Raw genomic sequence first — 23,206 nt, 5'->3', positions numbered from 1 at the left:
TGCTTTTGTCATTCGCCGGCATCGCGTCGAGATGGACGACCGAGTTCCGAATCGCGAATTATCTGCACATTCTTAGCTATGCCGAGGACTGACGAGACAATCTGCGCACGCTGTCGGAATCGCCATCGCGGCAGCTCTACAAGTTCGGCGAGTTGGTCGAGAGAGGACCCAGCATCATCAAAAAGTTCCCAGGGATTTGTTAAGACTTGGTCAATTCCAATGCGTTGGATAGCAGGAGGCAATCCTTCCGCGAAGGCGCCGATCACCGGCAACGTGTCGTGCAGGAGGTCGTCGGTCTGCGAGTCGGCCGTACGAATGAGCGGGCGGATCTCGTCTATGAGCCTGACGGCCTCTTCTGAGAGGCGCCTAATGTGTTTCTCTGCAAGCTCGCTCTCGGTCGCATTCTTTGGCTTTGGGATGGATTCATCGAAAAACGCTGAGATTCGGCCGCAGCAGAACGCGAGCTCGCCAATCGAGCGAGATAAGGTGCGGCGCTCACGGTGTTCCGTAAGTATGCGTTCCTTGCGGGCCTCAAGATGTGGCTTGGCGGCGTATTCGACTACAAGCGTCGTGAGCACAGAGACGATAGCCGCAGCAATGAGTGTGGCCCAAAAGATGGAACCGAGCTCGAAAAGCAACTGCCCTGGCCCGGATATTGGAAGAAGCCGGCATCTGTGCTCATGACGGCTGAGTATATGCGCAAAGCGAGGACCGGCCCGCAGCGAGCGCCAGCGAGCGAGGACACGGACCGCAGCCGCGCCGAGCGCAGCGAGGCGCTTGACGGACTACAGAAACTACTCACGGCCCAGGATGGCGCCCCGGCCCGAGGGCCTGGCCGCGGCGTTAACCGCGGTCAGGATCGCAGGCCAGGGAAGATCGCGCGGCCCTGCAGCTCGCAGCTCGGCAAGGGGCCAGACGTCGTCGCCATAGATCAGTTCGAGCCGACAGATCGCAGCCGGCGATGTGGCTAGACCAGACAGCTGACGCGCGTGGCGCAGGGTTGATGCGTGGGAAGATGATCATCGGCGTCGTTCCGACGTTCTCACAAAGCGCGGCGAGTGCCTGGTTATCAGCTATGCCCAGCGCGAGTTTGGCGGTGGAGTTGGCTGTCATCGGTGCACCCACATAGACGTCGATCTTCGGGTGTGGGCTTGACTCTCCTGGCAGCCGTGGGTCGGATCGCACGGGAAGCCCGGTGATATCGGCCAGCCGCTGTCGCTCGCCAATGTGGTCGAGCCACATGGCGGTCGTCGGAGTCAAGATGATGGCGACCTGGTGGCCGTCGTCAAGGAGCGGTTGCACCAATCCCTCGCGCAACTTCTCTACGCCGCCCGCCGATGCTGCGACGACACCAACAGCGGTCATGCAATGGCTCTGACGCGCTCGGCGAGACCGAGTAGCGGGGTGCCGGTGCTGTGCGGCGGTGCATGGTCTTCACGGTGTCGTGCACCGACGCTGAGTGGCGCACGATCTGCGGTGCTCGGCGTCGAGCAGGAAGGTCAGAGCCTCATCGTCGCGAGCGACATAGGAGAACGCGCGAGGCACTCGACTCGGTGAGCAACCCACCGTTCCGGTGGAAGGTTGGACGGGTCGATTTCGGGACCGCGCTCGATTACCCAGGCAACGTCACCGAGGTCCAGGCTGGCCGCAATGCGGTGGAGCTGCACGTTGGGCGGTCCGAAGGCGGTCTGCCAGTAGTTCGCGTCACGGCCGAGCCGGCTGGCCGTGTGTTCGGCTTGGGCCAGGAGTGCAGTTGCTGTCGAGCGATCTTGATGCCGAACTGCCGCCAGGGCGGTACGTAGGTGCAGCATGCTCCCCGGTCGACCGGCACGACATGCCGCGGGTGCTGCGGTTCGGTCGCCAGGTCGACGCTCGGCCGATGCATGGTGACGCGGACCGGGAAGCCATCGGTCGCGCGGACCTGCATCCGGAGACGGTGGCGGCGTATGTGGCGAAGTACGCGACCAAAGCCGCCGCCGACCTGGCTGATGGGCACCACCGCAACCCGCACCTGGCCCGGCTCAAGGGCTGGTGTCGAAGACAGCGTTGCGGGCCGGGATCGCCGGGCTCACCGGGTCGGATGGTCCGTACAAGGGCTGGTCACGGTGGGCGGAAATGCTCGGCTTCCGTGGTCACTTCGCGTCGGAGTCGCGCCGGTACTCCACCACGCTCGGTCGGTTGCGGCAGCCCGCCGTCATCACGTCCGGGCCCGCCTCAACAAGCTGCACACCGGTGAGCCGGTCCGGGTCGGGGACGACGCAGACCTCGCCGAGCTGCACGCCGACTCGACGCTGGTGGTGGCGTCGTGGCGGTTTGCCGGGATCGGCTGGCTCACGGCCGGCGACGCCGCTCTCGCGGCCGCGTCCGCTGCCCGCGCCAGAGACGACTGACAGGCCGGGCGTGCGACCGCGACCTTTGCGCGCTGGCGGGCCATAGCTCGGCCTTCCCGATTTCCAGCCCACCCGGGTCGTAGGGGCGGTCGTCAAGGGTGAAGGGGGAGCGAATCCGCCGGCTTCAACACACTGGTGGCGATCGTGATCGTGGCCATCGGCATGGGCGCCATCGAGTGCGTCGCGTTGGGCCGCCGTGTGGTCGCCGCTCTGGTAATCGTCTGAGCCCGTGCCGGACCTACGAACGGACGACGGACCACGCAAGCTCTCCGGGCGGTCTGGCTAGACAACCACGACCGTATGAGTCAAGGGGGGATTCCTTCGGGTGTGATTGTGTGCCGGTGCTCGCTTCGGTCAAGCTTTCTGCGGGCATGGCGAGTTCGCGCCGGGTTGACCGCGGCTGCGTTCCGGCGGGATTGGCTGGGCAGGAGGAATCCCGCGGCTGCGAGGCTTCCTCGTCAGGCGGCGATGGCGTGTTCGGCGTCGGTGTGCCAGGCGTGGTGTTCGTCGTAGCAGGTGTGGCTGGCTAGGTGTGATGTCCAGCGAGGTTGGTCAGCCGGGTGACTGGCGGCTTGCCTCCGATGGCGGAGTGGGCTCGGTGATGATTGTAGAAGTGGAGCCAGCCGGGCAGGGCGGTGTTGCGTTGCTCGGTTGATTCATAGAACCGGGCGTAGGCCCACCCGTCGGCCAGTGTGCGGTGGAACCGCTCGATCTTTCCGTTGGTCTGCGGCCGGTAGGGACGTGTGCGCTTGTGGGTGATGCCAAGCTCGGCGCAGGCGTCGCGCCAGGCGTGGGACCTGTAGGCCGATCCGTTGTCGGACAGCACACGCTCGACGGTGACACCGTGGTCTGTGAACCATGCCGCGGCACGATGGAGAACCTCGATCGCCGTCGCTGCCTTCTCGTCGGCACAGATCTCGGCGTAGGCCATCCGGGAGTGGTCATCGATGACGGTATGCACGTATGCGGTGCCGATCAGCGGGCCACGCACTGGGCCTCTTCGCCGCTGGGTGTCGGTTGCAGCGCGGTTGCGATCTCCTTGCTGCTTGCCGAGGTAGCGCCATCCACCACCATCGGGAATGTTGCCGAACTTGGTGACGTCGACGTGGATCAGCGAGCCGGGGTGTGGGTGTTCGTATCGGCGCAGCGGCTCGCCTGTGACCCGGTCGATATGGCAGAGCCGGTTGATCCGACAACGCACCAGTACGGCGTGCACGGTGGAGGCCTGCATCCCAAGCCGGCCGGCGATCTGGACCGGGCCGAGCCGGTGCCGCCACCGAAGCCGCACGATCCGCCGGACCACGTCCGGCGTGGTCTTTGTCGGGCTCGAATGTGGCCGCGAGCTGCGGTCGACCATCCCGGCAGCACCTTCGCTCCGATAGCGGTCGGCCCACTTCTTCGCTGTGCGAGGCGCGACCATGAACATCTTCGCAGCGGCGGCGAAGGTCCAGCCGCGGTCGACGACGAGTTCGGCGAGCCGTAAACGGGCGCGGGGGGTGAGGGCAGCGTTAGCGTGGGACACGAGGGCCTCCGGTCAGCGAAGCGGTGAACTAGACAGCTCCACTTCACAACCGGAGGCCTTCGTCTGTCAGGCAGGCTCACCGATCCCCGGCGATACAACCTCCCTGGACATCACAGCTAGGCAGCCGTGGAGGATGCCGACGAGCCGGTTCGCCAGGGTCCGGAGAGCTTGGTAGTGGGTGGCGCCGCGGGCACGGTGCTGGTCGTAGTAGGCCCGGGCGCCGGGTGAGGATCGCAGGGCGCTGTAGGCCTGCCGGAACAGCGCGTCGCCGAGCCTGCGGTTCCGGGCGTACCGGGCCAGCACAACCCGTTTCGTGCCGGACGCTTTGGTGATCGGGGATATACCGGAGTAGTTCTTCCGGGCTTTCGCGTCGGCGTAGCGGGCGGGGTCGTCGCCGAACTCGGCCAGCACCCGGGCGCCGAGGATCGCACCGAGGCCGGGTTGGCTGCGGTAGATCTCAACGTCCGGGTGCTGGCCAAAACCCTGCTCCACCTGCCCGGCCAGCACCTCGGTCTGGGCGACCATCACACTCAGCACCGCCACCAGCGCCGACGCGGACGCCGCGTAGGCGCCGACCACACTGGGTCGGGCAGCCAGCTGCTCGCTGCCGAGCGCGGTCTTGATCTTCGTCGCAGTCCTGGCGATGTTGCGTTGCCGGCCCGCCTTGCGGAGCAGCGTCTCGATCCGGGCCTGGGACAGCCTTCGGCCCTGGTCGGGGCTGGGGGCGGCGGCTAGCACCGCCAGAGCGTCACGGTCTGCGAGGTCGGCGCCGAACGCGGCCAGCGCCGACGGGTAGTACTCCCGCAACAACGACCGCAGCGCATTCACCTGCCGGACCCGCGACCAGATCATCGTCTGATGCGCCCGCGCGGCGACCTTGACATGCTCGGCGAGCTCAGAATCCCCCGCGACCTCGCGATGATGGGCCCGGTCCAGCCGGACGATCTCGGCCAGCAGATGCGCATCCGCCGGATCGGACTTCGCCCCCGAGGTGGAGTGCCGCTCCCGATACCGGGCCACCTGCAGCGGGTTGATCGCATACACCCGGTAGCCCGCGGCGAGCAGTGCCTGCACCGACGGACCCCGCTCGGTCTCGATCCCCACCAGCACCTGGCCGGTCTCCCCGGTCGGGTCAAGATGCTCGCCGACCAGCTCGTGCAAGGTACTGATCCCGGTCAGCCCTTCCGGCAACCGCCGCCGCACCAGCAACCCCCCAGAGTCGTCCACGATCTCAATGTCGTGATGGGCCTCAGCCCAGTCGTCACCGATGAACAACATTCCCCGTCTCCCCTCTCTCGCCGTTCAGCTACGAGTCATGGAGAAGACCTGCTACGACCTAATGGATCAGTGCTCAACCGGCACGACATCCCACCAGCACTCCCGGTCTCCTCACCACCTGCCGGGGCACGATCTAGCCATAGACCTCAAAGGGCCTGGCGTTTGCAGTGCTCACCGACAGCCGGCTCGGACAACAGCATCATCCCGCGAAGGCAGACCCTGCTGCAGTCCCATTAGGCTCGAAAGGCCACGCCTTCCGTTCGAGTGGACGTATGTACCGTGGGCCATGACGCTGCTGATGACGCCCGGCCGGTGTCGGTCTGGTGGCCCCTGTGGGCGTGTCTTGAGCGCGCTTGGCATCGGCTGAGCCGATGCCGGATCTTCGTACCGATGATGGTCCGCGCAAGCTGCGGGCGGTGTGGTTGGGGCCGAAGGGTGCGACGTTGCCGTTTGAGTGGACGTATGTGCAGTGGGCGGTGACTTTGTTGATGATCCCGGTAGGAATCGGCGTGGTCGCCGTGCTCCTTTGAACCTGAACTTCACCCTGGCACCCAGCCGACGGCAACAATAAGCCGCTGACGACCGGGCCGGTTGTCGACGGCTTGACGCTGTCATGCAATGGGGCTTGCGTGATCAGCCAACATTGCCCCATACTGGAGGCACAACCGAAATACCAATGTCCTGGCAAGGGAAAATAGTTCCTTGCCTAGGCATGTTCTAACGCATGGAGCGAATCTGAAATCGCCTCCGTGCGTTTTTTTTTGGCTACAACTCAATAGTGAACGGTCTGCCGAGGCTCAGATGCCTCGGGGTCTGCGGGCTTACTTCATCACTCGGATGGAGTGGGGCCGCTAGTCCGAGGAGGTGAGAATGGCAGACCACGGAGGAGGAAAGATCCGGAGACTGTGCTCCTGTAAGCACTGTGGATGCACAGCCCCGACACTGCTGCGGTACGTGAGTACCACAGCGAGCGTCGGAAGCCTGATCCTGAATGCAGTGCGGATCCTCATGGGCACCTAGGCGGTTAACTAGGTGCTCACGGTGGGGCTCTGGTTGGCGCCAGGGCCTCACCACCACTATTCGAGTGTCCTTGACATTGGTGCCTTTAGGCAAACTTGTAGTCAGATCGCCTCCGCCAGCACATATCGAAGAACTCGCGCACCCTGGCTATGCTGTCCCCGGGACACCATGCAGGCCAGCGACTCGTGATGGGCTAGGTCAGAGTTGGGCCTTGGCCCCCGCGAGCCGAGGACGCGAGCGCAGCGAGCGCCCGCAGGCTCGCCTTGAACGAGTAAGGAAAGTACTCACGGCGGGCTTGGCCGGGGCGGCTGCTGTACCGTCGTGGTGTGGCAGATGAGGCACTGACGGATGAGACGCTAGAGAGCGCCCGCTGGAAGGTGTTCGGTGAGCGGACGCTGTACGACAACCCGTGGGTGCGGCTGGTCAAGGTCGATGTCGAGCCGCCGAACGGCAAGCGTTTCGAGCATCACGTGGTGCGATTGCAACGAGTCGCCATCGCGGCCGTGATGGACGACGCGGACCGGGTGCTGATGCTCTGGCGGCACCGGTTCGTCACGGACGAATGGGGCTGGGAGCTGCAGGGCGGGATCGTGGACCCCGGGGAGGAAGGCCCAGCCTCCGCGGCCCGTGAGGTCGAGGAAGAGACTGGCTGGCGGCCTGGACCGCTCACAGACCTGCTGACGTTTCAGCCGATGATCGGCATGGTCGACAGCCCGCACGAGCTCTACGTCGCCAACTCAGCCACACGCATCGGGGAGCCGCCCGACCCTGAGGAAGCGGGTCGTGTCGACTGGGTGCCCTTGGGATCAGTCATGGAGCTGATGGCCGAGGGGAGATTCTGGGCTCTGGGTCGCTCGTGGCTCTGCTGTACGTCTTGGCTAACGGGAAGCGGCAGGCTTAGGCGGCCAGGGTCGCTAGGCGTCGTCGCTGCCTGACTGATCCTGTTTTGGTCGGCGAGTTGGCTCGCGCAGCGCAAGTGGCTGCGCGCGTCATCTCTTGCGTCCGCGGCGACGAGCGCTTGAGCGAGGTCGATGTGCAGAGCGCCTTTGGCGCCCGTGTACTCCGGGTCCATGTCCGCAAGAGCAGCGCTCAGCTGGTTGACGGCCTCCTGGTCGCCGAGACGGGCTAACGCGCTCCCCCGCCAGCGGGTCAGGTGATGCTCGTCAAGGGAGAGGTACGGAAGCTCTGGGTCGATACCTGACCCCTGCGGCAGGCAGTCGGCTGCATGGATCAGCGCGCTACGGCACCCACGATCCTCATGGGCAGCGGCAGCGGTCTCTGCCTCGACTGCCCAAAGCCAGCTCCGCATGCGTCTGGCACTATTGTGGCCCGCCTCAGCAGGCGCCTCCCTCACTAGCGTGACAGCATCGTGACGGCGTCTGCGTCATCCGATCAACGGACTGTGATGAAGAAGCCCCCGACTAGGAGGCCAGGCATTTGAAGTGATCACCGGCGACCGGCTCGGACAACAGCATCCACCGAAACAGAAACCGCTACGAGTCCCATTAGGTCTTTTGTGGGCCCCGTGGGACTCGAACCCACAACCCGCGGAAACCTCTCTGGGCAGCACCGATCAGAACAACCTGCCTTCTCAGAGCCAACTTGTGCGCCTGTTGATCATGGCTGATTGCCGCGAAATTGGACCGCATCTGTCCCCTGATACGTCCCGCGGCCAGGAGCCGGCGGCGGCCCGATGACCAGCCCAATTTGCTCGGTGATGGTCGGGGTCAAGGGTGGCCGGAGGCCATCGCGCAGCGACGCGCAGCGCCCTTGACGCCGGGCAGCGCTGAGCCAACCCTCAACTTCGGGCCGCCGACTCCCTCCTACCGGCGATCCGCACGGTTTGGTCATGAAAACGGCTGCGGATCGCTCTTTGCGCCCCTTTGGTTTCTCTCCTCGTGCCGGCGGCGGAGCGGCCCGGAGCGCAGCGAGGACACGCGGAGCTGCCGGCGGCCGAGCGCAGCGAGGCCCTTGAGTCAGTATAGAAATTCGTAACCGTTGTCGCATACCGCTCCTTGCCTTCTGCTCGTTGCCCTTCGGTCAGCGGGTGAGCCTGCGGGCCAATAGGGGTTGGCCTGGACCAGATAGTTCCCCGATGGCATCGCGTCGCCCGGCGATCGCCATGAGCATGGCTTCCGCTGGTCCTGTGAGCTCGGGTCCCGAGCCGTGCCTCCAGTCGAGGTCAGTCGGCGTCAGGCGGAGTCCGCGAGAATGGCGCCATCCCGGTAGCTCGGGGCTTCGAACGCTGTCGGCCAATACCCGGCGCAGCCGTGTAGCTGGGATCTGGCGTGGCAGACCGAGCGGCCGCCGGATGTCTTGATGATGGATGGTGACGTCAAGCAGGGCGAGCCGGCCCCCGAACGTTGTTGCCAAACCCTGTGGCCGCAGATGAGTCCGCAGCTTGTCGAGGAGCTGGTCGATGCTCAGGGACGCAAGGTCGTCGACGGCCACCTGATTGATGTTCACGAGCCGACCGCGGATGGCACGGCGAAGCACGTCGAGCGGAGTGACGCCGTCGAAGCTCATCACATGAGCGACCACGTCCCTCACCCGCCAGTGCTCGCAGAGCGATTGCGCCTCCCACTGTTCAGGCGTCATAGTCGACAGGAATTCGGCGAGGTCCGTGCGCTCGGCGGTCGCCATCTCGAGTCCGTCCACGGCATTGCCTCCTGTACGCAAGTTGGGCGAATTCAGCGCATCGCCGTAACGATTTCATAACGCACCGTCCGTCGGCTAGATCAACGGATGAGAGCCATTGCGCATCAGTGAGCACCAGCGGACGTCGGTGGACAGTGGCGGTCAATTCGGCGCCTATTTCTGAGACCGGGTCGTCAGACCCATGTCATATGCTTTTGATCGACGGCAAACATACCAAACATTGAGGGCATAGCCCCGGAGGGTCGGCACCTCCACCCCGGCCCGAGTGGCCGATACACCAACTGAGCCGCACAAATCCTCACTCCAGAATCTGCGCCGTCGTCCCTGATATCTCAGCGTGCCTGGAGGCTCCCGGCGCTGAGCGGCCGCCACCCGTTCCACGGTGGCGGTGACCCCTGGACCGGGTGGGTCGCGCGGTGGGAGCCGCCCTAGTTGGATCGCGCGGCCCGCCCCTGGGGCGGTGGCGTGGACATGGCGGCGTCTGATCTCAACCTGGCGGCGATCGTCGCCGACCAGTTCGCCGGCTGGTCCCCGCAGATGCTCGACCAGCTGCAGCGCATGTGCGCCACCAACCAGTTCATGCCGTTCGTTGAGGCTTTGGCCCGGGTCGGCAACTGCGCCCACCCGATCCGGCTCCGCGGCTCCTCCATGCGCGTCGACGCCACGACGGGCGAGATTCTGTCCAGCTACGCCAGCAGCGACGCACCGCTCGGCGTCACCTACATCCGCTGCGGCAACCGGCGGGAATCGGTGTGCCCGGCCTGCTCACGCGTGTACGCCGCCGACATGTTCCACCTCATCCGGGCCGGCGTCATCGGTGGCAAGACCGTGCCCGAGTCGGTCGCGGAGAACCCGCTGGTGTTCGCCACCCTCACAGCCCCGTCGTTCGGACACGTCCATGGCACCCGGGCCTGCGGCCGGCCGCACCGCAACACCCGCCACTGCGAACACGGCCGCCCCCTGAGCTGCCCGGTCCGCCACGGCGACGACGACCCCGACCTGGGCCAGCCGCTCTGCCCGGACTGCTACGACTACCACTCCCAGGTCGTGTGGCAATGGTGGGTGCCCGAGCTCTGGCGCCGATTCACCATCACCCTGCGCCGGCTGATGGCCAAAACCATCGGCGTCCGCGGCGACCGTCTCTGCGATCTGGCCACCGTGCAATACGCCGAGGTCGCCGAATACCAACGCCGCGGCGTCGTCCACTTCCACGCCCTCATCCGCCTCGACGGGCCGAGCACCCCGGACGGGTTCGCCGCCGCCCCGGCCCGGCTCGACAGCCGACTCCTCGCCCGCATCGTCCAGGCCGCCGTGAGACCGTCCGACTGACCGTGCCCGGCGTCGACCAGGACGACCCCGCCCGCACCCTGGCGTTCGGGCAGCAGCTCGACGTCCGACCCGTGCGGATCGGCCGCCGCTCCGACGACCCCACTGCTCCGCTCGTCCCGGAGCAGGTCGCCGGATACCTCGCGAAGTACGCCACCAAATCCGTCGACGACACCGGACCGGGCGGCACCGCCCACGGACAACGGATCAGCGCCACCGTCCGCGACCTCGCCCAACGCGCGCGGTTCGCCGGCGTTCAGGGTCATGCCGGCGCCGACGATTACCTGTTGCTCGGCAAGTGGGTGGGCATGCTCGGCTTCCGGGGCCACTTCGCCTCCAAGTCGCATCGGTACGCGATCACTCTCGGCGCGCTCCGCCGAGCCCGACGCCGCGCCAGCGCGTTGATCGCCGAAACCCGCGAGGGTGGCCGCCCACTCGACCTGGCGGCGCTCGAGGCTGACCTGCTCGCCGACGCCGACGACGACACCACCCTGATCATCGGCCACTGGCAATACGCCGGCGCCGGCTGGGACAACGACGCCGAACAAGCCGTCGCCCTCTCCGCCGCCGCCCGAGCCCGCGAATACGCCCAGAAGGCAGCCGAACACAAGAACTCACATCAACCGGACGAGAGGTAGGAATCATGGCGGTATCGAAGGTCGACGACCGGCTCTGGTCAGTGCAGGACGTCTCGGAGTACCTCGGCATCCCCGTGCACACGTTGTATGCCTGGCGAAGCGCAATGACCGGGCCTCCCGGGCGTATCGTCGGGCGCCGGCTCCGCTACCGGCCTCAAGATGTGCGCGACTGGGTTGCCGCGCTCCCGACGGAGATCGCCGGATGAAGCCGCTCGGACTGGGCGAGCACGGAGGTCTCACCATCGTTCGTGAGGGTTCGTCGTACGTCGCCTACCTTCGCTATCGCGACTTCGCCGGCCGCGGTCGACGCATCAAGCGCAGCGGACGGTCGAGGGCAGAGGCCTCGCGTGAGGTGCTCAAGGCGGTCAAGGTAGCGCTCGGCACGTCGGGCGACGACGAGTACACGGCGAAGACCACCTTTGACGATGCCGCGAAGGGCTGGCTGGAGATGTTTGCGGCGCAGGTCGAGCGGGGAGCACGGTCGCCATCGACATACGACGAGTACCGCCACGTCGTCAAGCGGGTGATTGAGCCGGGCGTCGGGTCGTTGCGGCTTGGCGAGCTGACCACTCCACGTCTCGACCGCTTCGTCCAGGCCGTGCTCGTCGACCGTGGGTATGCGACGGCCAAGCTGACCAGGTCGGTGCTGTCCGGGATCTGTAGCTGGCTGGTCCGGCGCGGAGCCATCCCGAGCAACCCCGTACGCGATCTGACTCCGCTCGAACTCGACCGAGACCGCACCGCGCGAGCCCTCTCATTTGAAGAAGTACGGACTTGGCTGGCCATCCTCGACAGCAATGAGTTCGCGCAGCGTCACGACCTTCCCGAGCTCGCCCGGTTCATGCTCGCGACCGGTCTCCGGCTCGGCGAGGCCCTCGGCGTCACGTGGGCCGATCTCGATCTCGCCGCCGGCACCATCGCTGTCCGGCGCACGATCATCCGCGTGCAGGGCAAGGGACTGGTCGCCAACCGGGTGAAATCGCGCGCCTCGGAACGAGGGCTGATCTTGCCGGCGTGGTGTATCGAGTTGCTCAAGCAGCGACGTGTGCGGCTCGGAGGTTTCGATGGCCCCATCTTCCCCGATTCGCACGGTGGCTGGCGTGACCGAAGCAACGTCGGTAAGGCCTTCCGTCGCGTCCGGGAGGGGTCTGAGTTCGACTGGGTGAAGACCCACACCTATCGCAAGACGGTAGCGACTCTCCTCGATCGCAGCGGAGCCACTGCGCGCATGATCGCCGACCAGCTCGGTCACTCACGGGTCTCGATGACGCAGGACGTCTACCTCGGGCGGCGTGCGACGAACGCCACCAACGTCGTTGTGCTCGAGGCTTACAACCCGGACGGCGTCATCGTCGAGCCGCGAGCCGCAAACCCGGATCAGTAAGCCATTCGTCCCGCAGTTCGTCCCCAACGTGCGCGCGGTCGGAAGTCACATCGTTGCAGTAGGCCGTTCACTAGGTGTTTTGTGGGCCCCGTGGGACTCGAACCCACAACCCGCGGATTAAAAGTCCGCTGCTCTGCCAATTGAGCTAGAGGCCCAGGGGCGTGGGACCTGCAGGTCCGACGTCCGGGTGCTCATTCAACCGTAGGAGGTGGGGGCGTTCAAGGCCGGGGCGCCGGAGCCGTCTGTCAGAATGAGCCACCGTGACCACCGGCGACTCCCCACCAGCACGACAGGGTGGCTGGCGCAGACGCCTGCTCGGCGCCCGGATCGACATCACGCCGTTGCGGACGTCGCGGGACTTTCGGACGCTCTTCATCTCGGGAACGATCTTCTACCTCGGGGCGATGTTCGGCTACGTCGCGGTCCCCTACCAGCTCTACCAGCTGACCGGCTCCAACCTGGCCGTTGGCGCCATGGGGATTGTGCAGCTGGTTCCCTTGATCATCTTCGGGCTGTACGGCGGCGCGCTCGCCGATCATGTCGACCGTCGCAGGCTGCAGCTCGTCACCGGAGCCGCCCAGGCCGCACTCGTGGGTGTGCTGCTCGCCAATGCGCTCCTCGAAGACCCCCACACGTGGGTCCTCTATGTCGTCGGCGCTCTGATGTCGACCGCGTCGGCACTGCAACGGCCCAGTCGCGAGGCGCTCATCCCGCTGGTGGTCAAGCATGACGAGCTGCCGGCGGCGATCTCCGTCTCCGCTTTGGGATCCCAGCTGGGCATGCTGGTCGGCCCTGGCCTCGGCGGCCTGCTGATCGCTCGCTTCGACGTCGGGCTCGCCTACGCCGTCGAGGTGGTCGGCATGGCTGTGGCCACCCTGATGCTGATCCGGCTGCGCCCCTTTCCCCCTGCCCGGGAGAGCAAACCGCCGAGCCTGGCGACGATCACCGAGGGGATCCGCTACGCGGTCCGCCGCAAGGACCTGCTCGGCACCTATGTCGTCGACATGGTCGGCATGTTCATGGCGATGCCGATCGTGCTGTTCCCGGCCCTCGCCATCGAAGTCCTCAGGCAGCCCGAGGCTCTGGGCCTGCTCTACACCGCCGAGGCCATCGGCTCGATGATCGCCACCCTCACCAGCGGCTGGACGGCGCGGGTGCATCGCCACGGCCGTGCCGTCACCCTCGCGGCAATGGGCTGGGGCGCCGCCATCGGCCTGGCCGGGCTGGCTCCCAACCTCTGGCTGACCGTCGCCCTGCTCGCCGTGGCCGGCGGCTGCGACATGATCAGCGGCGTGTTCCGCGGGGTGATCTGGCACCAGACCATCCCCGACTCAATGCGTGGCCGGCTGGCTGGGATCGAGATGCTCTCCTACTCCATCGGTCCGCTCGGTGGCCAGCTGCGGTCCGGTGTGGTGGCCGATCTGACCACCGTACGCACCTCCATCATCAGTGGCGGCGTGCTCTGCGTGGCCGGAGTGGCGGTGACAGCCGCGGCCCTCCGTGACTTCTGGCACTACGACTCGCGCACCGACGAGCATGCGGTCCGGCAGCGCAACCTGCGCGCCGCGGCGGACACCGAGAACCCGGAGTTCGGCTAGCCGCTAGTTGCTCCCGCCGTCCTTGATGTGGATGAAGCGCGCACTGGTGAACGACGGGCTGTCCCGGCGGATGGTGCGCACCGCGCCATGACCGCTCCAGCTGTCCTCACTGATCACGATGGAGGTCCGGCTCACGCTCTCCACATACGCGACGTGACCGCTGGAACCGCCGCCGTAGGTGTAGCGGTTCCACTGGATGACCGCACCGACCGTCGGCACAGTGTCCACCTTGATCTTGGCCTTCTTGGCGTTCGCACGCCACTGCCAGGCCGACCCACCGGGGAGACCCCACGGCGACCTGGTCACCCCTTTGGTGATCATCCGGTAGGCGACGTAGTTGGTGCAGTTGTGCCCGGAGTACATCGCCCAATAGCTCGTGTACGGCCGATAGCTGCTGAAGCTGATGCAGTCGAAACTGACCGACCAGCACGCCGCGGGCTGCACCTTCGCCGCGGTCCCCTTCGTCGACGACCAGAGCGATGTGCCCTTGGAGAACACCACCAGGCTGCCGTCGTTCTGCATCACCAGGACGGCCGCGCCCCCCTTGGTGCCGGTGGACCACAACGACCGCCCGGACGAGCCGAGCGCGAGGTTGCCGTCGGTGCCCATGGTCAGTGCAGGGCTCCTGCCCGAGGTCCCGGACGCCCAGAGCGGAGCCCCGAGGCTGTCGGTGACCACCAGGTTGCCGTCGGTTCGGAGGGTGGCGCTGTAGACGCCGTTGGGCGACATCAGGACCTGCCGAGCCTTTAGGGTCGCTCCGGTGCCGAGCGTCGCTGTCACCGCCACGTAGACGTTCCGGGTCGCACTGAACGCGCGGGTGATCGACTTGCGCGATCCACTGCGCAGCCGCAGGATCTGCGTGGAGGCGTCGGCAATGCGGATCTTGGCCGAGTACGTGCCGGTGCTCGACACTTTGGTCTTCAGCAAGGTCGTCCAGGCGCCGTTCCGCCAGCGCTGCAGGCTCAGTGTCGTCGAGCGCAGTGCGGGGCTGACCGTTCCCTTCACGGTCAGGAACTGGCCTATCGCCGGCCGGCTCGGTGAGAGCGTCGTGACCATGATCGACTGAACTGCTGACGTGCGCACCACAACGCTCTTCACGCCAAGCGCTGTTGAGGAGCCGGCGAACTCCGCGCTGAACTCGGTGTTCAGCGACATCGCGATCTTGGTCGACCAGTTCCCTTTGCTCGAGGTCTTGACGTTGACTGCTCCCCTCCACTTCGAGGCGCCGACCGTGCGCCAGCGCACCACGATGGGGGCAGACGCGATCTTGGCGCCGGACACGGCTGAGAGGGTGCCACTGATCTTCGCCGACGTGCCGGCGGTGATCGACTGCGGAGCCTTGATCGTCAGCGTTGAGCCGGCGGATGGCGGATCGGCGGCGGCCAGTTCGGCACCGCTCAGCAACATCACCAGGGTGGCGGCGACGAGGGCAACCACGAGTCGGAATGAGCGGGTCTGGGCGCGCAAGGCGGAGTGTCCCACGGCGGGCTCCTGAGAAGCGAAGGGAAAGGGGGGCCAAGTGGTTGCCCCCCGGCGCGCCTCACTTGTGGGACACAGAGTGCATGGTAATGAGCGATTTGTCCAGCCGCGCTATGCACCGGGCTCAAAGGGCGAGACCTTCTGGCGTGGACTCAATCGGACGAACCGTTCGATCCCATAGCGCCGCCAGGCCCTTCGGTGCTCATCGTCGAGAAGGGGTAGCACGACACTGGCGTCAACCACCTCGGGCCAGACAAGCTCGTGGGTGACGCCCCGAGTCACCAAGGTCGCCCGACGCGCCGCGAGGACGTTCTTGAGCCAGTCGACATTCTCCCCGTACGGCAGCGGGATGACGAAACCGTCCTCCACGGGCACGGCGACAACGGGGGTCTGATACGGCCGCCCGGAGTGGCGCCCCGTGTGATGGACCACGGAGGCGTACCAGTGCCGTCGCCCTGCGACCGTCAGCATCGCCGGGTTGAGCACCCACTTGTTGATCACCTTGACGACGTCCCTCGTTCGCTCCCCGCCGAGCCGTAGCGCGATCGAGAAGGCCGCCAGCACGCCCAGGACGCCCCCGACCACCCCGAGCATCGTCCGCAGCGAATGCCCATCTCGAGCAGCATCGTGCCGCTGGAAGATCGGGTGGCTTGAGGTCGACCACGACTGGCGCCGAGGCCCCGGTCCACCGCGGCGAATGATGACCACAGTGACTCCTGAGGGGGAGCGCCTGCGCCGACCAGGTGGGCGATGTCTGATCATGATCGGACCTTCCGCGTGGGGATGATGTCTCCAGGTTCTCCTCGCGGGCACTGCCCGGGTAGGGGCAGAAGTCCCGCGGTCACCCGCCTGAGATGGCTGAGGTCTCAGCTGGGCTGGCGGAAGGTCACAGTGCAGTTCGCCTTGCCATCGCCATCAACCCCGGTGCTCACGGTGACCTTGGCCCGACCGGGCGCCGACGGAGGGTTCAGCGGGTTGCGCGCGTCATAGAAGGTGCCTCCGGTGTAGTTCACGGAGGCCGTCCGGGTCAACGTCTGCAGCAGGCGCCCGGAGCCGTCGTAGCTCTTGACGACCGAGTCGGTGGGGATGATGCCGGACCTGGTCGTCGTCCAGCCGGCGAAGTTTACCGACACCCGGGTGACACCGGAGGAGACGTACGTCGAACCCCACGTCACCTTCGACCGCCAGGCCACGCCACCGCCGTCCACACAGGACCCGAGCCGAGAGACACCAGCGACCGCAGGAGCCGGCCGGTAGGTGAACAGGTAGCGGAAGCCGGTCGTCTTCGCCTCCTGGTAGCCGCTCGTCGCCCGGAACAGCATCGTGTAGTCCGTCGGGCGCGCCGGCCGGTCGTTCGCGCGCGCCACGCCCTTGCTGTCGGTCAGCACGGTGCCGCGATAGGTCCAGGCCGTCGTGCCGTGGGTACGGGAATACCAGCGCACGCTCTTGGCCACCACCGGCCCGGAGACGCTTCTGACCGTGCCGGTCACTGCCAGCGTTGCCCGCCCTACCGGGACATTCACCCTGCCCGTGCTGACAGACAGGGTCGTGTATCTCGCCGGTAGACCGCTGGTGCCGTTCAGGTCGACGAAGCGGTAGCCGTGGTCGAGGTAACCCTGGATGACGACCGGCAGCGCGGCGACGGTGTTGCTCCGGTTGCTCGTCACCTCCGACTCCGGTTCGTGACTGGCCTTGGCGGTGTGCATCAGCACGATCGGATGCTGCTGGGCATAGCCGGCCCGAGCGTTCCGCTCGATCATCTCGATGGAGGCCGTCGTGGTCGTGGAGGCCTGCTTCCAGTCCTGAGTGTCGACGCTGAACATCACCGTGGACATCCCGTCGCGCGCTGCGGCCGCGACCACGCCGGAGGGCAGGAAGCCGCCCGGCGGACGGAAGAAGCAACTGGTCTTGCCGGTGAGCTTCCGCTGCTGCGCATTGGTCCGGGCGAACTGGTCATGGAGATAGGCAGCGCTCCAGCCGCCCGCAACCTCATAGGGGTACCGGTGGTCCCAGGTGTGGTCGGCCACCAGGTGGCCCTCACCGGAGATCGCCTTGGTGTCTGTCGGCCGCTGGGAGTCGTGCAGGCCGGTGTCGAAGAAGGTGGCGCGCACGTTGTACCTGCGCAGAATCTTCAGGATCTCAGGGGTGGCCCTTCCTGGACCGTCATCGAAGCTGAGCGCGACCGTCTTCCCGGACCCCGGCGCCGACCAGATGATGTTTCGCGCCGGTGTCGGGCACACTGTCGCGGCCGACGCGGTCGGGGTGAGCACCAGGGGGTTGATCGCCCCCACGGCCAGCGCGACCAGGCAGCCGAGGCTGCGGCGCAGGGTGCAGAACATGAGCGGTGTCCTTCGGACGTACTGCAAGAACCCTAGAGAGCGGTCGCGTCGCGATACAGAGGCGAAAGTCCCTCCCTGTAACGCACATCACAGACCACGGCGAAACAAAGTCCATATCCCACCTGTTGACCCCAGGCGGTGACCGGATTCCCTACTGTGGCAGCCTGGTTTGCCGACGCAACCCGGAGCGCGACAGGAGAGGAACTGCATGGCGACCCCAGCGGGTATCGAACCAGTCCTCGAGACGCCGCATAACGGACGCCAGGTCCAGCGCCGACTGCTCCATGACCCGGCCGCCGTCATCGGCGGTGCGCTGGTCATCCTCTTCATCCTGGTGGCCGCCCTCGCCCCGCTCATCACCAGGATCTCCGGTCACGGGCCGTACGAGTACGACCTGGGGGCACTGGACGAGACCACGGCACCTGCGGGTTTCGGTGGTGGCATCAGCGCCAGGCACTGGTTCGGAGTTGAGCCGCTGACCGGCCGCGACCTGTTCGCCGTGGTCGTCTACGGTGCCCGCACCTCGATCCTGGTCGGTGTCGCCGCCACCGTCGTCTCGGTCGCCCTGGGTGTGCTGATCGGCATCGTCGCTGGCTACTTCGGCGGTTGGACGGACCGGATCCTCAGCCGCACCATCGACGTCGTCTTCGGCTTTCCCGGCCTGATCTTCATGATCGCCCTCGGCGCCATCGCACCACCGAGATTTCCCAAGTCGCTGCTGATCATCCTGGTGATCGGCTTCTTCGGCTGGCCGGCGATCGCCCGCGTCGTCCGCGGTCAGACCCTGGCGCTCAAGGAGCGCAACTACGTCGTGGCCTCGCAGGCGGCCGGCGCCGGCGCGTTCCACATCCTCTTCAGCCAACTGCTGCCCAACCTGGCCGCCACCATCATCGTGTTCGCGACGATCTCCATCCCGGGCAAGATCGGCGCGGAGGCAGCCCTGTCCTTCCTCGGTGTCGGGGTCCCTCCGCCCACCCCCGCCTGGGGCCGTTCCATCGGCGAGGCGATCAGCTGGGTCCAGACGGATCCGATGTTCCTGGTGTTCCCGGGTGCTGCGCTGTTCCTCGCCACGCTGGGCTTCAACCTGTTCGGCGATGGCCTTCGCGATGCACTCGATCCGCGGTCGGAAAGCCTGGGCCGGTGATGCGTACGGCCAGGTTCATCGGAGGCCGACTGCTCGGGATGATCATCGTCCTGCTGGTCATCACCTTCATCAGCTATGCCATCTTCTACCTGCTGCCGGCCAACCCGGCACAGCTGTCCTGCGGCCGGCCCTGCACACCCGACCGGCTGGCGACGGCCGAGACCTTCATGGGTTATGACCAGCCGTGGTGGCAGCAGTTCCTCAACTTCGTCGGCGGCATCATCGGCGGCCGCACCTTCGGCTCCGGCCAGGCGGCGATCCACTGCTCGGCACCCTGCTTCGGCTACTCGTTCCGCTTGAACGCGCCAGTCACCGACCTGATCTGGGACCGGTTCCCGGTCACCCTCTCCATCACCATCGGTGCGGCGGTGCTCTGGCTGATCATCGGGGTCGGCACCGGTGTCGTCTCCGCGCTCCGTCGTGGCACGCTGCTGGACCGCTCGTTGATGACATTCTCCATCGCCGGCGTCTCCGCACCCTCCTACCTGGTCGGCCTGCTGGGCATCCTGCTGTTCGGCTTCACCCTGAACATGGTGCCGATCAGCGGCTATGTCCCCCTCACCGAGAGTCCGGTCGACTGGCTGTGGCACCTCATCCTGCCCTGGCTCGTGCTCGCCTTCATCAACGCGGCGATCTACACCCGGCTGACCCGCGGTCAGATGCTCGAGGTGATGGGCGAGGACTACATCCGCACCGCCCGCGCCAAGGGACTCAGTGAGGCGCGGACCATCGGCAGGCACGCCCTGCGCAACGTGCTGATCCCGGTGATCACCGTCTTCGGTCTGGATCTCGGTGGCCTGCTCGGCGGCGCCGTCATCACCGAGAAGGTGTTCTCGATGCAGGGACTGGGGGCACTGCTGTTGGACGCCGTCGGAAACCTCGACCTGCAGGTGCTGGTCGGCATCACCTTGTTCTCCGCCTTCCTGATCATCCTGGCCAACTTCGTCGTCGACATCACCTACGGCCTGTTGGACCCCCGCATCAAGGCCGGCTCCAGCTGACCTTCGACCGTCACCATGAGAGGAACGAACGCAATATGAGACGCCTAGCACGGATCGGGGCGGTGGCACTGTCCGCCGCCCTGCTCTTCAGCGGCTGCAACGCCAACCCGGAGCTCGGATCAAAGGGGGCAAGCCAGACGCCGCAGTCATCGCAGAAGGGCGGCACCCTGAACATCCTGACCGCCCAGACCGAGATCAGCTTCGACCCGGCCAAGAGCCAGAGCCTGGCCATCACCTCCCTCGGCCTGGTCAACCGTCGGCTGACCACCTGGGACATCTCCCCGGACCAGCCGGCCAAGGTGGTGCCAGACCTGGCCACCGACATCGGCAAGGCCACCGACGGCGGCAAGACCTGGACCTACACGCTGAAGGACGGCCTCAAGTACGACGATGGCAGCCCGATCACCTCAGCTGACATCAAGTACGGACTGGAGCGCTCGTTCGCCGCTGAGCTCTCGGGCGGCCTGGGCTATCACAAGGGCCTGTTGGTGGGTGGGGACAAATACAAGGGTCCCTACTCCGGCGGCGAGCTCTCCTCGATCGAGACGCCCGACGACAAGACGATCGTGTTCAAGCTGAACAGCCCCTACGGCGACTGGCCCTGGGTAGCCTCCACGCCGGCCTTCACGCCGGTTCCGAAGGCCAAGGACGACCCCAACACCTACGGCGAGAAGCCTGCCGCCTCAGGGCCCTACAAGGTCGAGTCCTACCAACAGGGCGTCGCCCTCAACCTGACCCGGAACGACAGCTGGGACCCCAAGACCGACGACGTACGGACCGCGGGACCGGACAAGATCATCTTCAAGCTGAGCCAGGACCCCACCGTTGCGGCCCAGGCGCTGATCTCCGACTCCGGTGACGCCAAGAACTCCTTCGGCGCCCAGTTCGTGCCGGCCGCCCAGCTGGCCCAGGCGCAGAAGGATCCCAACGTCAAAGGTCGGCTCGTCACCTCACAGCCAGGCGCCCTCTCCTACCTCGCCTTCAACACCACCCGTGGTGCGCTGAAGGACGTCAAGGTGCGACAGGCGCTGCAGTACGCGGCCGATCGGCAGGCGTACAAGATCGCTGCCGGTGGTTCGATCTCCGGTGAGAACGCCACGACGCTGATCACGCCAGGTATCCCCGGCCGTCAGGAGTACGACCTCTATCCGGCGCCCGACTCGGGTGACATGGCCAAGGCCAAAAAGTTGCTGGCCGCAACGGGACACGCCTCTGACCTGAAGCTGACTCTGGTCACCTCCAACGACCCGATCGCGCTCGCCCAGTCGCAGGCACTGCAGCAGGGCTTCGCCAAGGCCGGCGTGAAGATCACGCTTCAGCCGCTGGACTCGAACGCCCTCAGCGAGAAGGTCACCGGCAACAAGGGCGACTATGACCTCTACCTCGGGAGCTGGCAGCCCGACTTCCCCAGCCCGAACGGAAACATCCAGCCGCTGTTCGACTCGAGCCAGATCGGCAACGGCAACTACAACACCTCCCGCTACAGCAACCCGGAGGTGGACAAGATGATCAAGCAGGCGATCGGCGAGGTCGACCAGGACAAGGCCGGACAGCTGTGGGCCGAGGTCGATAAGAAGATCATGGAAGACGCCCCGATCATCCCGTTGACCTACACGAAGAACTCGTTCCTGCACGGCTCGAATGTGCAGAACTTCTTCATCGGCGCCTTCCCCGCCTATCCCAACTACCTCAAGGTGACGCTCAAGCAGTGAACACCAGGGTGACTACGCCGGTGCTGGCCGTGGACGGGGTCTCGATCTCGTTCACGGCCGCCGGCGTGCCCGGTAACGGTGGTTGGCGTAACGGTGGTTGGCGTGAGGTCGTCCACGGGGTCAGCTTCGACCTCCTACCCGGTCGGGTGCTCGCTCTGGTCGGCGAGTCCGGCTCCGGCAAGAGTGTGACCGCGATGTCCACCCTCGGTCTGCTGCCGGCCACTGCCCGCTTCTCCGGAAGCATCCGGCTGCAGGGGGAGGAGCTGGTCGGAGCATCGACCCGGAGGCTGCGCCAGGTCCGTGGTGGCCAGGTCGGCACGATTTTCCAGGAGCCGATGAACGCGCTCAACCCGGTGTTCACGATCGGCAACCAGATCGCCGAGGGTCTGCGTGAGCACCAGCCCGCCATGTCCAGGCAGCAGGCCAAACAGCGAGTGTTGGAGCTGCTCGACTCCGTGGAGGTGCGCGACCCGCGCCGGATCGCCAGAGCCTTCCCGCATGAGATGTCCGGTGGCCAGCTGCAGCGCGCCATGATCGCGATGGCGATCGGCAACAACCCGCTGGCACTGATCGCGGATGAGCCCACCACCGCTCTGGACGTCACCGTCCAGGCCGGCATCCTCGATCTGCTCCGCGACCTCAAGGACCGGCTGGGGATGGCGATGCTGCTGATCACCCATGACATGGGTGTCGTGGCCGACATCGCCGACGACGTGGCCGTGATGAAGGACGGCACGATCGTGGAGGCAGCGGCCGCCGGTGCGGTCTTCGCCCAACCGCAGAGCAGCTACACCCGGACGCTGCTCGACTCGGTACCCCGACTGGCCGCCCTCCGGCTGACCGAGCGGCCGGCCACCCCACCCGACAGCATCCCGGTGCCACCGGAACCGGCTCTGGCAGCCCAGCTGGTCGGGGCCAGCGTCGTCTACCACGGCCGGGACCTGGGCTCCGGGGTGCGGGCGGTCGACGACGTCACCCTGTCGATTCCGCGCGGGGAGTCCGTCGGGTTGGTCGGCGAGTCCGGATCAGGCAAGTCAACGGTGGGCCGGGCCCTCGCCGGACTCGTTCCAGTGGCGTCAGGGCACGCGCTCCTCGACGGCGTTGATCTGGCCCGGGCCTCCCGGAGTACCTTGCGGCGGGCCCGCACCCGGCTGGGCATCGTCTTCCAGGACCCAGCTTCCAGCCTGAATCCCCGTCACACGATCGGACGCAGTGTCGGTGAACCCCTCCGGCTGCAGGGGCGCCATGACTCGGCGCAGCTGCGATCACGGGTGCGCGAGCTGTTGGAGGCGGTGCAGCTGAGCGCCGCCCTGGCCGGACGCTATCCGCACGAGCTGTCCGGTGGGCAAAGGCAGCGGGTCGCCATCGCGCGGGCCATCTCGACCAACCCAGCGCTGCTGATCGCCGATGAGCCCACCAGCGCCCTCGACGTGTCCGTGCAGGCCAGAGTCCTCGACGTGCTGCGCGACCTGCAGGCCGGGCTGGGCTTTGCGTGTCTGTTCATCAGCCATGACCTGGCCGTCGTCGGTGAGGTGACCAACCAGATCGCGGTCATGCATCATGGCCGCATCGTCGAGCAGGGGCCCACCAACACAGTGCTGACCATGCCTCAGCAGCCGTACACGCAGCGGCTGCTCGCGGCGGCACCCGTACCCGATCCACGGGAACAGAGCGAGCGTCGACATGCCCGGCAGCTGCTCAGCCGGTAGCCCCGGCG

General features: G+C 66.4%; 18 protein-coding genes, 1 tRNA gene and 2 pseudogenes. 12 read left to right on the top strand and 9 right to left on the bottom strand.

Going from position 1 to position 23,206, the window contains the following annotated elements:
* Positions 1-8: 8 nt before the first annotated feature.
* Positions 9-638 carry a hypothetical protein gene (locus JOE57_RS11480; protein WP_204918074.1) on the bottom strand — a complete coding sequence of 210 codons (630 nt, stop codon included), beginning with the start codon at positions 636-638 and terminating at the stop codon, positions 9-11.
* 205 nt (positions 639-843) lie between these two features.
* Positions 844-1,365: a flavoprotein gene (locus tag JOE57_RS19315; protein WP_204918072.1), complete on the bottom strand. Its 522-nt coding sequence runs from the start codon at positions 1,363-1,365 to the stop codon at positions 844-846.
* A gap of 469 nt (positions 1,366-1,834) precedes the next feature.
* Between JOE57_RS19315 and JOE57_RS19310 the strand changes: the two are divergent.
* Together JOE57_RS19310 and JOE57_RS11470 are read left to right on the top strand one after the other, a co-directional pair.
* Positions 1,835-2,002, top strand: a pseudogene (locus JOE57_RS19310) (replication initiator); the annotation flags it as partial.
* 113 nt (positions 2,003-2,115) lie between these two features.
* Entirely contained in the window at positions 2,116-2,436 is a 321-nt protein-coding gene (locus JOE57_RS11470; protein WP_420827673.1) for a hypothetical protein, read from the top strand.
* A gap of 480 nt (positions 2,437-2,916) precedes the next feature.
* Here JOE57_RS11470 and JOE57_RS11465 read toward each other — a convergent pair whose 3' ends face one another.
* Positions 2,917-3,912, bottom strand: a complete 996-nt coding sequence (locus JOE57_RS11465; protein ID WP_204918068.1) for an IS481 family transposase — start codon at positions 3,910-3,912, stop codon at positions 2,917-2,919.
* Between the two features lie 66 nt (positions 3,913-3,978).
* Positions 3,979-5,190: an IS110 family RNA-guided transposase gene (locus JOE57_RS11460; protein ID WP_204918067.1), complete on the bottom strand. Its 1,212-nt coding sequence runs from the start codon at positions 5,188-5,190 to the stop codon at positions 3,979-3,981.
* Between the two features lie 371 nt (positions 5,191-5,561).
* Between JOE57_RS11460 and JOE57_RS11455 the strand changes: the two genes are divergently transcribed.
* Both JOE57_RS11455 and JOE57_RS11450 read left to right on the top strand, forming a co-directional pair.
* On the top strand, positions 5,562-5,720 hold the full coding sequence (locus JOE57_RS11455; RefSeq protein ID WP_204918065.1) for a hypothetical protein: 159 nt from the start codon (positions 5,562-5,564) through the stop codon (positions 5,718-5,720).
* 816 nt (positions 5,721-6,536) lie between these two features.
* A complete protein-coding gene (locus JOE57_RS11450) occupies positions 6,537-7,145 on the top strand; it encodes an NUDIX hydrolase (protein WP_338041274.1) in 609 nt (202 codons plus the stop codon).
* A 1,105-nt stretch (positions 7,146-8,250) separates the two neighbouring features.
* Here JOE57_RS11450 and JOE57_RS11445 read toward each other — a convergent pair.
* Positions 8,251-8,868, bottom strand: coding sequence for a maleylpyruvate isomerase family mycothiol-dependent enzyme (locus JOE57_RS11445; protein WP_204918063.1), 618 nt, complete (start codon positions 8,866-8,868; stop codon positions 8,251-8,253).
* 471 nt (positions 8,869-9,339) lie between these two features.
* On the opposite strand from JOE57_RS11445, the pseudogene JOE57_RS19185 reads away from it, so the two are divergent.
* From JOE57_RS19185 to JOE57_RS11425, 3 genes and pseudogenes are all read left to right on the top strand, one after another.
* Positions 9,340-10,832, top strand: a pseudogene (locus JOE57_RS19185) (replication initiator).
* A gap of 5 nt (positions 10,833-10,837) precedes the next feature.
* Positions 10,838-11,038, top strand: a complete 201-nt coding sequence (locus JOE57_RS11430) for a helix-turn-helix transcriptional regulator (protein ID WP_204918058.1) — start codon at positions 10,838-10,840, stop codon at positions 11,036-11,038.
* Positions 11,035-12,216: a tyrosine-type recombinase/integrase gene (locus tag JOE57_RS11425; RefSeq protein WP_239578921.1), complete on the top strand. Its 1,182-nt coding sequence runs from the start codon at positions 11,035-11,037 to the stop codon at positions 12,214-12,216. The genes JOE57_RS11430 and JOE57_RS11425 overlap by 4 nt, the downstream gene beginning before the upstream one ends.
* 82 nt (positions 12,217-12,298) lie before the next feature.
* Here JOE57_RS11425 and JOE57_RS11420 read toward each other — a convergent pair.
* A tRNA-Lys gene (locus tag JOE57_RS11420) sits at positions 12,299-12,371 on the bottom strand.
* Positions 12,372-12,476: 105 nt separating this feature from the next.
* On the opposite strand from JOE57_RS11420, the gene JOE57_RS11415 reads away from it, so the two are divergent.
* Complete coding sequence (locus tag JOE57_RS11415; RefSeq protein WP_204918056.1) at positions 12,477-13,814, top strand: MFS transporter; 1,338 nt, start codon at positions 12,477-12,479, stop codon at positions 13,812-13,814.
* Positions 13,815-13,817: 3 nt separating this feature from the next.
* Here the strand turns inward: JOE57_RS11415 and JOE57_RS19180 are convergent, their stop codons facing one another.
* The 3 genes from JOE57_RS19180 to JOE57_RS11400 all read right to left on the bottom strand — a co-directional run bounded on the left by JOE57_RS19180 (position 13,818) and on the right by JOE57_RS11400 (position 17,632).
* A complete protein-coding gene (locus JOE57_RS19180) occupies positions 13,818-15,296 on the bottom strand; it encodes a CHAP domain-containing protein (RefSeq protein WP_204918054.1) in 1,479 nt (492 codons plus the stop codon).
* Between the two features lie 108 nt (positions 15,297-15,404).
* On the bottom strand, positions 15,405-16,001 hold the full coding sequence (locus JOE57_RS11405) for a PNPOx family protein (protein WP_204918052.1): 597 nt from the start codon (positions 15,999-16,001) through the stop codon (positions 15,405-15,407).
* Between the two features lie 158 nt (positions 16,002-16,159).
* On the bottom strand, positions 16,160-17,632 hold the full coding sequence (locus JOE57_RS11400) for a polysaccharide deacetylase family protein (protein ID WP_204918050.1): 1,473 nt from the start codon (positions 17,630-17,632) through the stop codon (positions 16,160-16,162).
* Positions 17,633-17,840: 208 nt separating this feature from the next.
* On the opposite strand from JOE57_RS11400, the gene JOE57_RS11395 reads away from it, so the two are divergent.
* The 4 genes from JOE57_RS11395 to JOE57_RS11380 are packed head-to-tail and all read left to right on the top strand — an operon-like array spanning position 17,841 to position 23,198.
* Positions 17,841-18,776, top strand: coding sequence for an ABC transporter permease (locus tag JOE57_RS11395; protein WP_204918048.1), 936 nt, complete (start codon positions 17,841-17,843; stop codon positions 18,774-18,776).
* Positions 18,776-19,777 carry an ABC transporter permease gene (locus JOE57_RS11390; RefSeq protein WP_204920397.1) on the top strand — a complete coding sequence of 334 codons (1,002 nt, stop codon included), beginning with the start codon at positions 18,776-18,778 and terminating at the stop codon, positions 19,775-19,777. Before JOE57_RS11395 ends, JOE57_RS11390 begins: the two co-directional genes overlap by 1 nt.
* A gap of 35 nt (positions 19,778-19,812) precedes the next feature.
* On the top strand, positions 19,813-21,489 hold the full coding sequence (locus JOE57_RS11385; protein ID WP_204918046.1) for an ABC transporter substrate-binding protein: 1,677 nt from the start codon (positions 19,813-19,815) through the stop codon (positions 21,487-21,489).
* The gene (locus tag JOE57_RS11380; protein WP_338041273.1) at positions 21,486-23,198 is read left to right on the top strand and encodes an ABC transporter ATP-binding protein; all 1,713 of its coding nucleotides are present in this window, start codon (positions 21,486-21,488) and stop codon (positions 23,196-23,198) included. Before JOE57_RS11385 ends, JOE57_RS11380 begins: the two co-directional genes overlap by 4 nt.
* Positions 23,199-23,206 lie beyond the last annotated feature (8 nt).

This window comes from Microlunatus panaciterrae, from assembly GCF_016907535.1.
Lineage (GTDB): Bacteria > Actinomycetota > Actinomycetes > Propionibacteriales > Propionibacteriaceae > Microlunatus > Microlunatus panaciterrae.
This window is presented reverse-complemented; position numbering and strand designations above follow the sequence as displayed.

Coding starts and splice junctions, on each gene's coding strand:
- JOE57_RS19315 (WP_204918072.1), bottom strand. CDS start 1,365: ATGACCGCTGTTGGTGTCGTCGCAGCATCGGCGGGCGGCGTAGAGAAG.
- JOE57_RS11470 (WP_420827673.1), top strand. CDS start 2,116: ATGCTCGGCTTCCGTGGTCACTTCGCGTCGGAGTCGCGCCGGTACTCC.
- JOE57_RS11460 (WP_204918067.1), bottom strand. CDS start 5,190: ATGTTGTTCATCGGTGACGACTGGGCTGAGGCCCATCACGACATTGAG.
- JOE57_RS11455 (WP_204918065.1), top strand. CDS start 5,562: ATGCCGGATCTTCGTACCGATGATGGTCCGCGCAAGCTGCGGGCGGTG.
- JOE57_RS11430 (WP_204918058.1), top strand. CDS start 10,838: ATGGCGGTATCGAAGGTCGACGACCGGCTCTGGTCAGTGCAGGACGTC.
- JOE57_RS11425 (WP_239578921.1), top strand. CDS start 11,035: ATGAAGCCGCTCGGACTGGGCGAGCACGGAGGTCTCACCATCGTTCGT.
- JOE57_RS11400 (WP_204918050.1), bottom strand. CDS start 17,632: ATGTTCTGCACCCTGCGCCGCAGCCTCGGCTGCCTGGTCGCGCTGGCC.
- JOE57_RS11395 (WP_204918048.1), top strand. CDS start 17,841: ATGGCGACCCCAGCGGGTATCGAACCAGTCCTCGAGACGCCGCATAAC.
- JOE57_RS11390 (WP_204920397.1), top strand. CDS start 18,776: ATGCGTACGGCCAGGTTCATCGGAGGCCGACTGCTCGGGATGATCATC.
- JOE57_RS11385 (WP_204918046.1), top strand. CDS start 19,813: ATGAGACGCCTAGCACGGATCGGGGCGGTGGCACTGTCCGCCGCCCTG.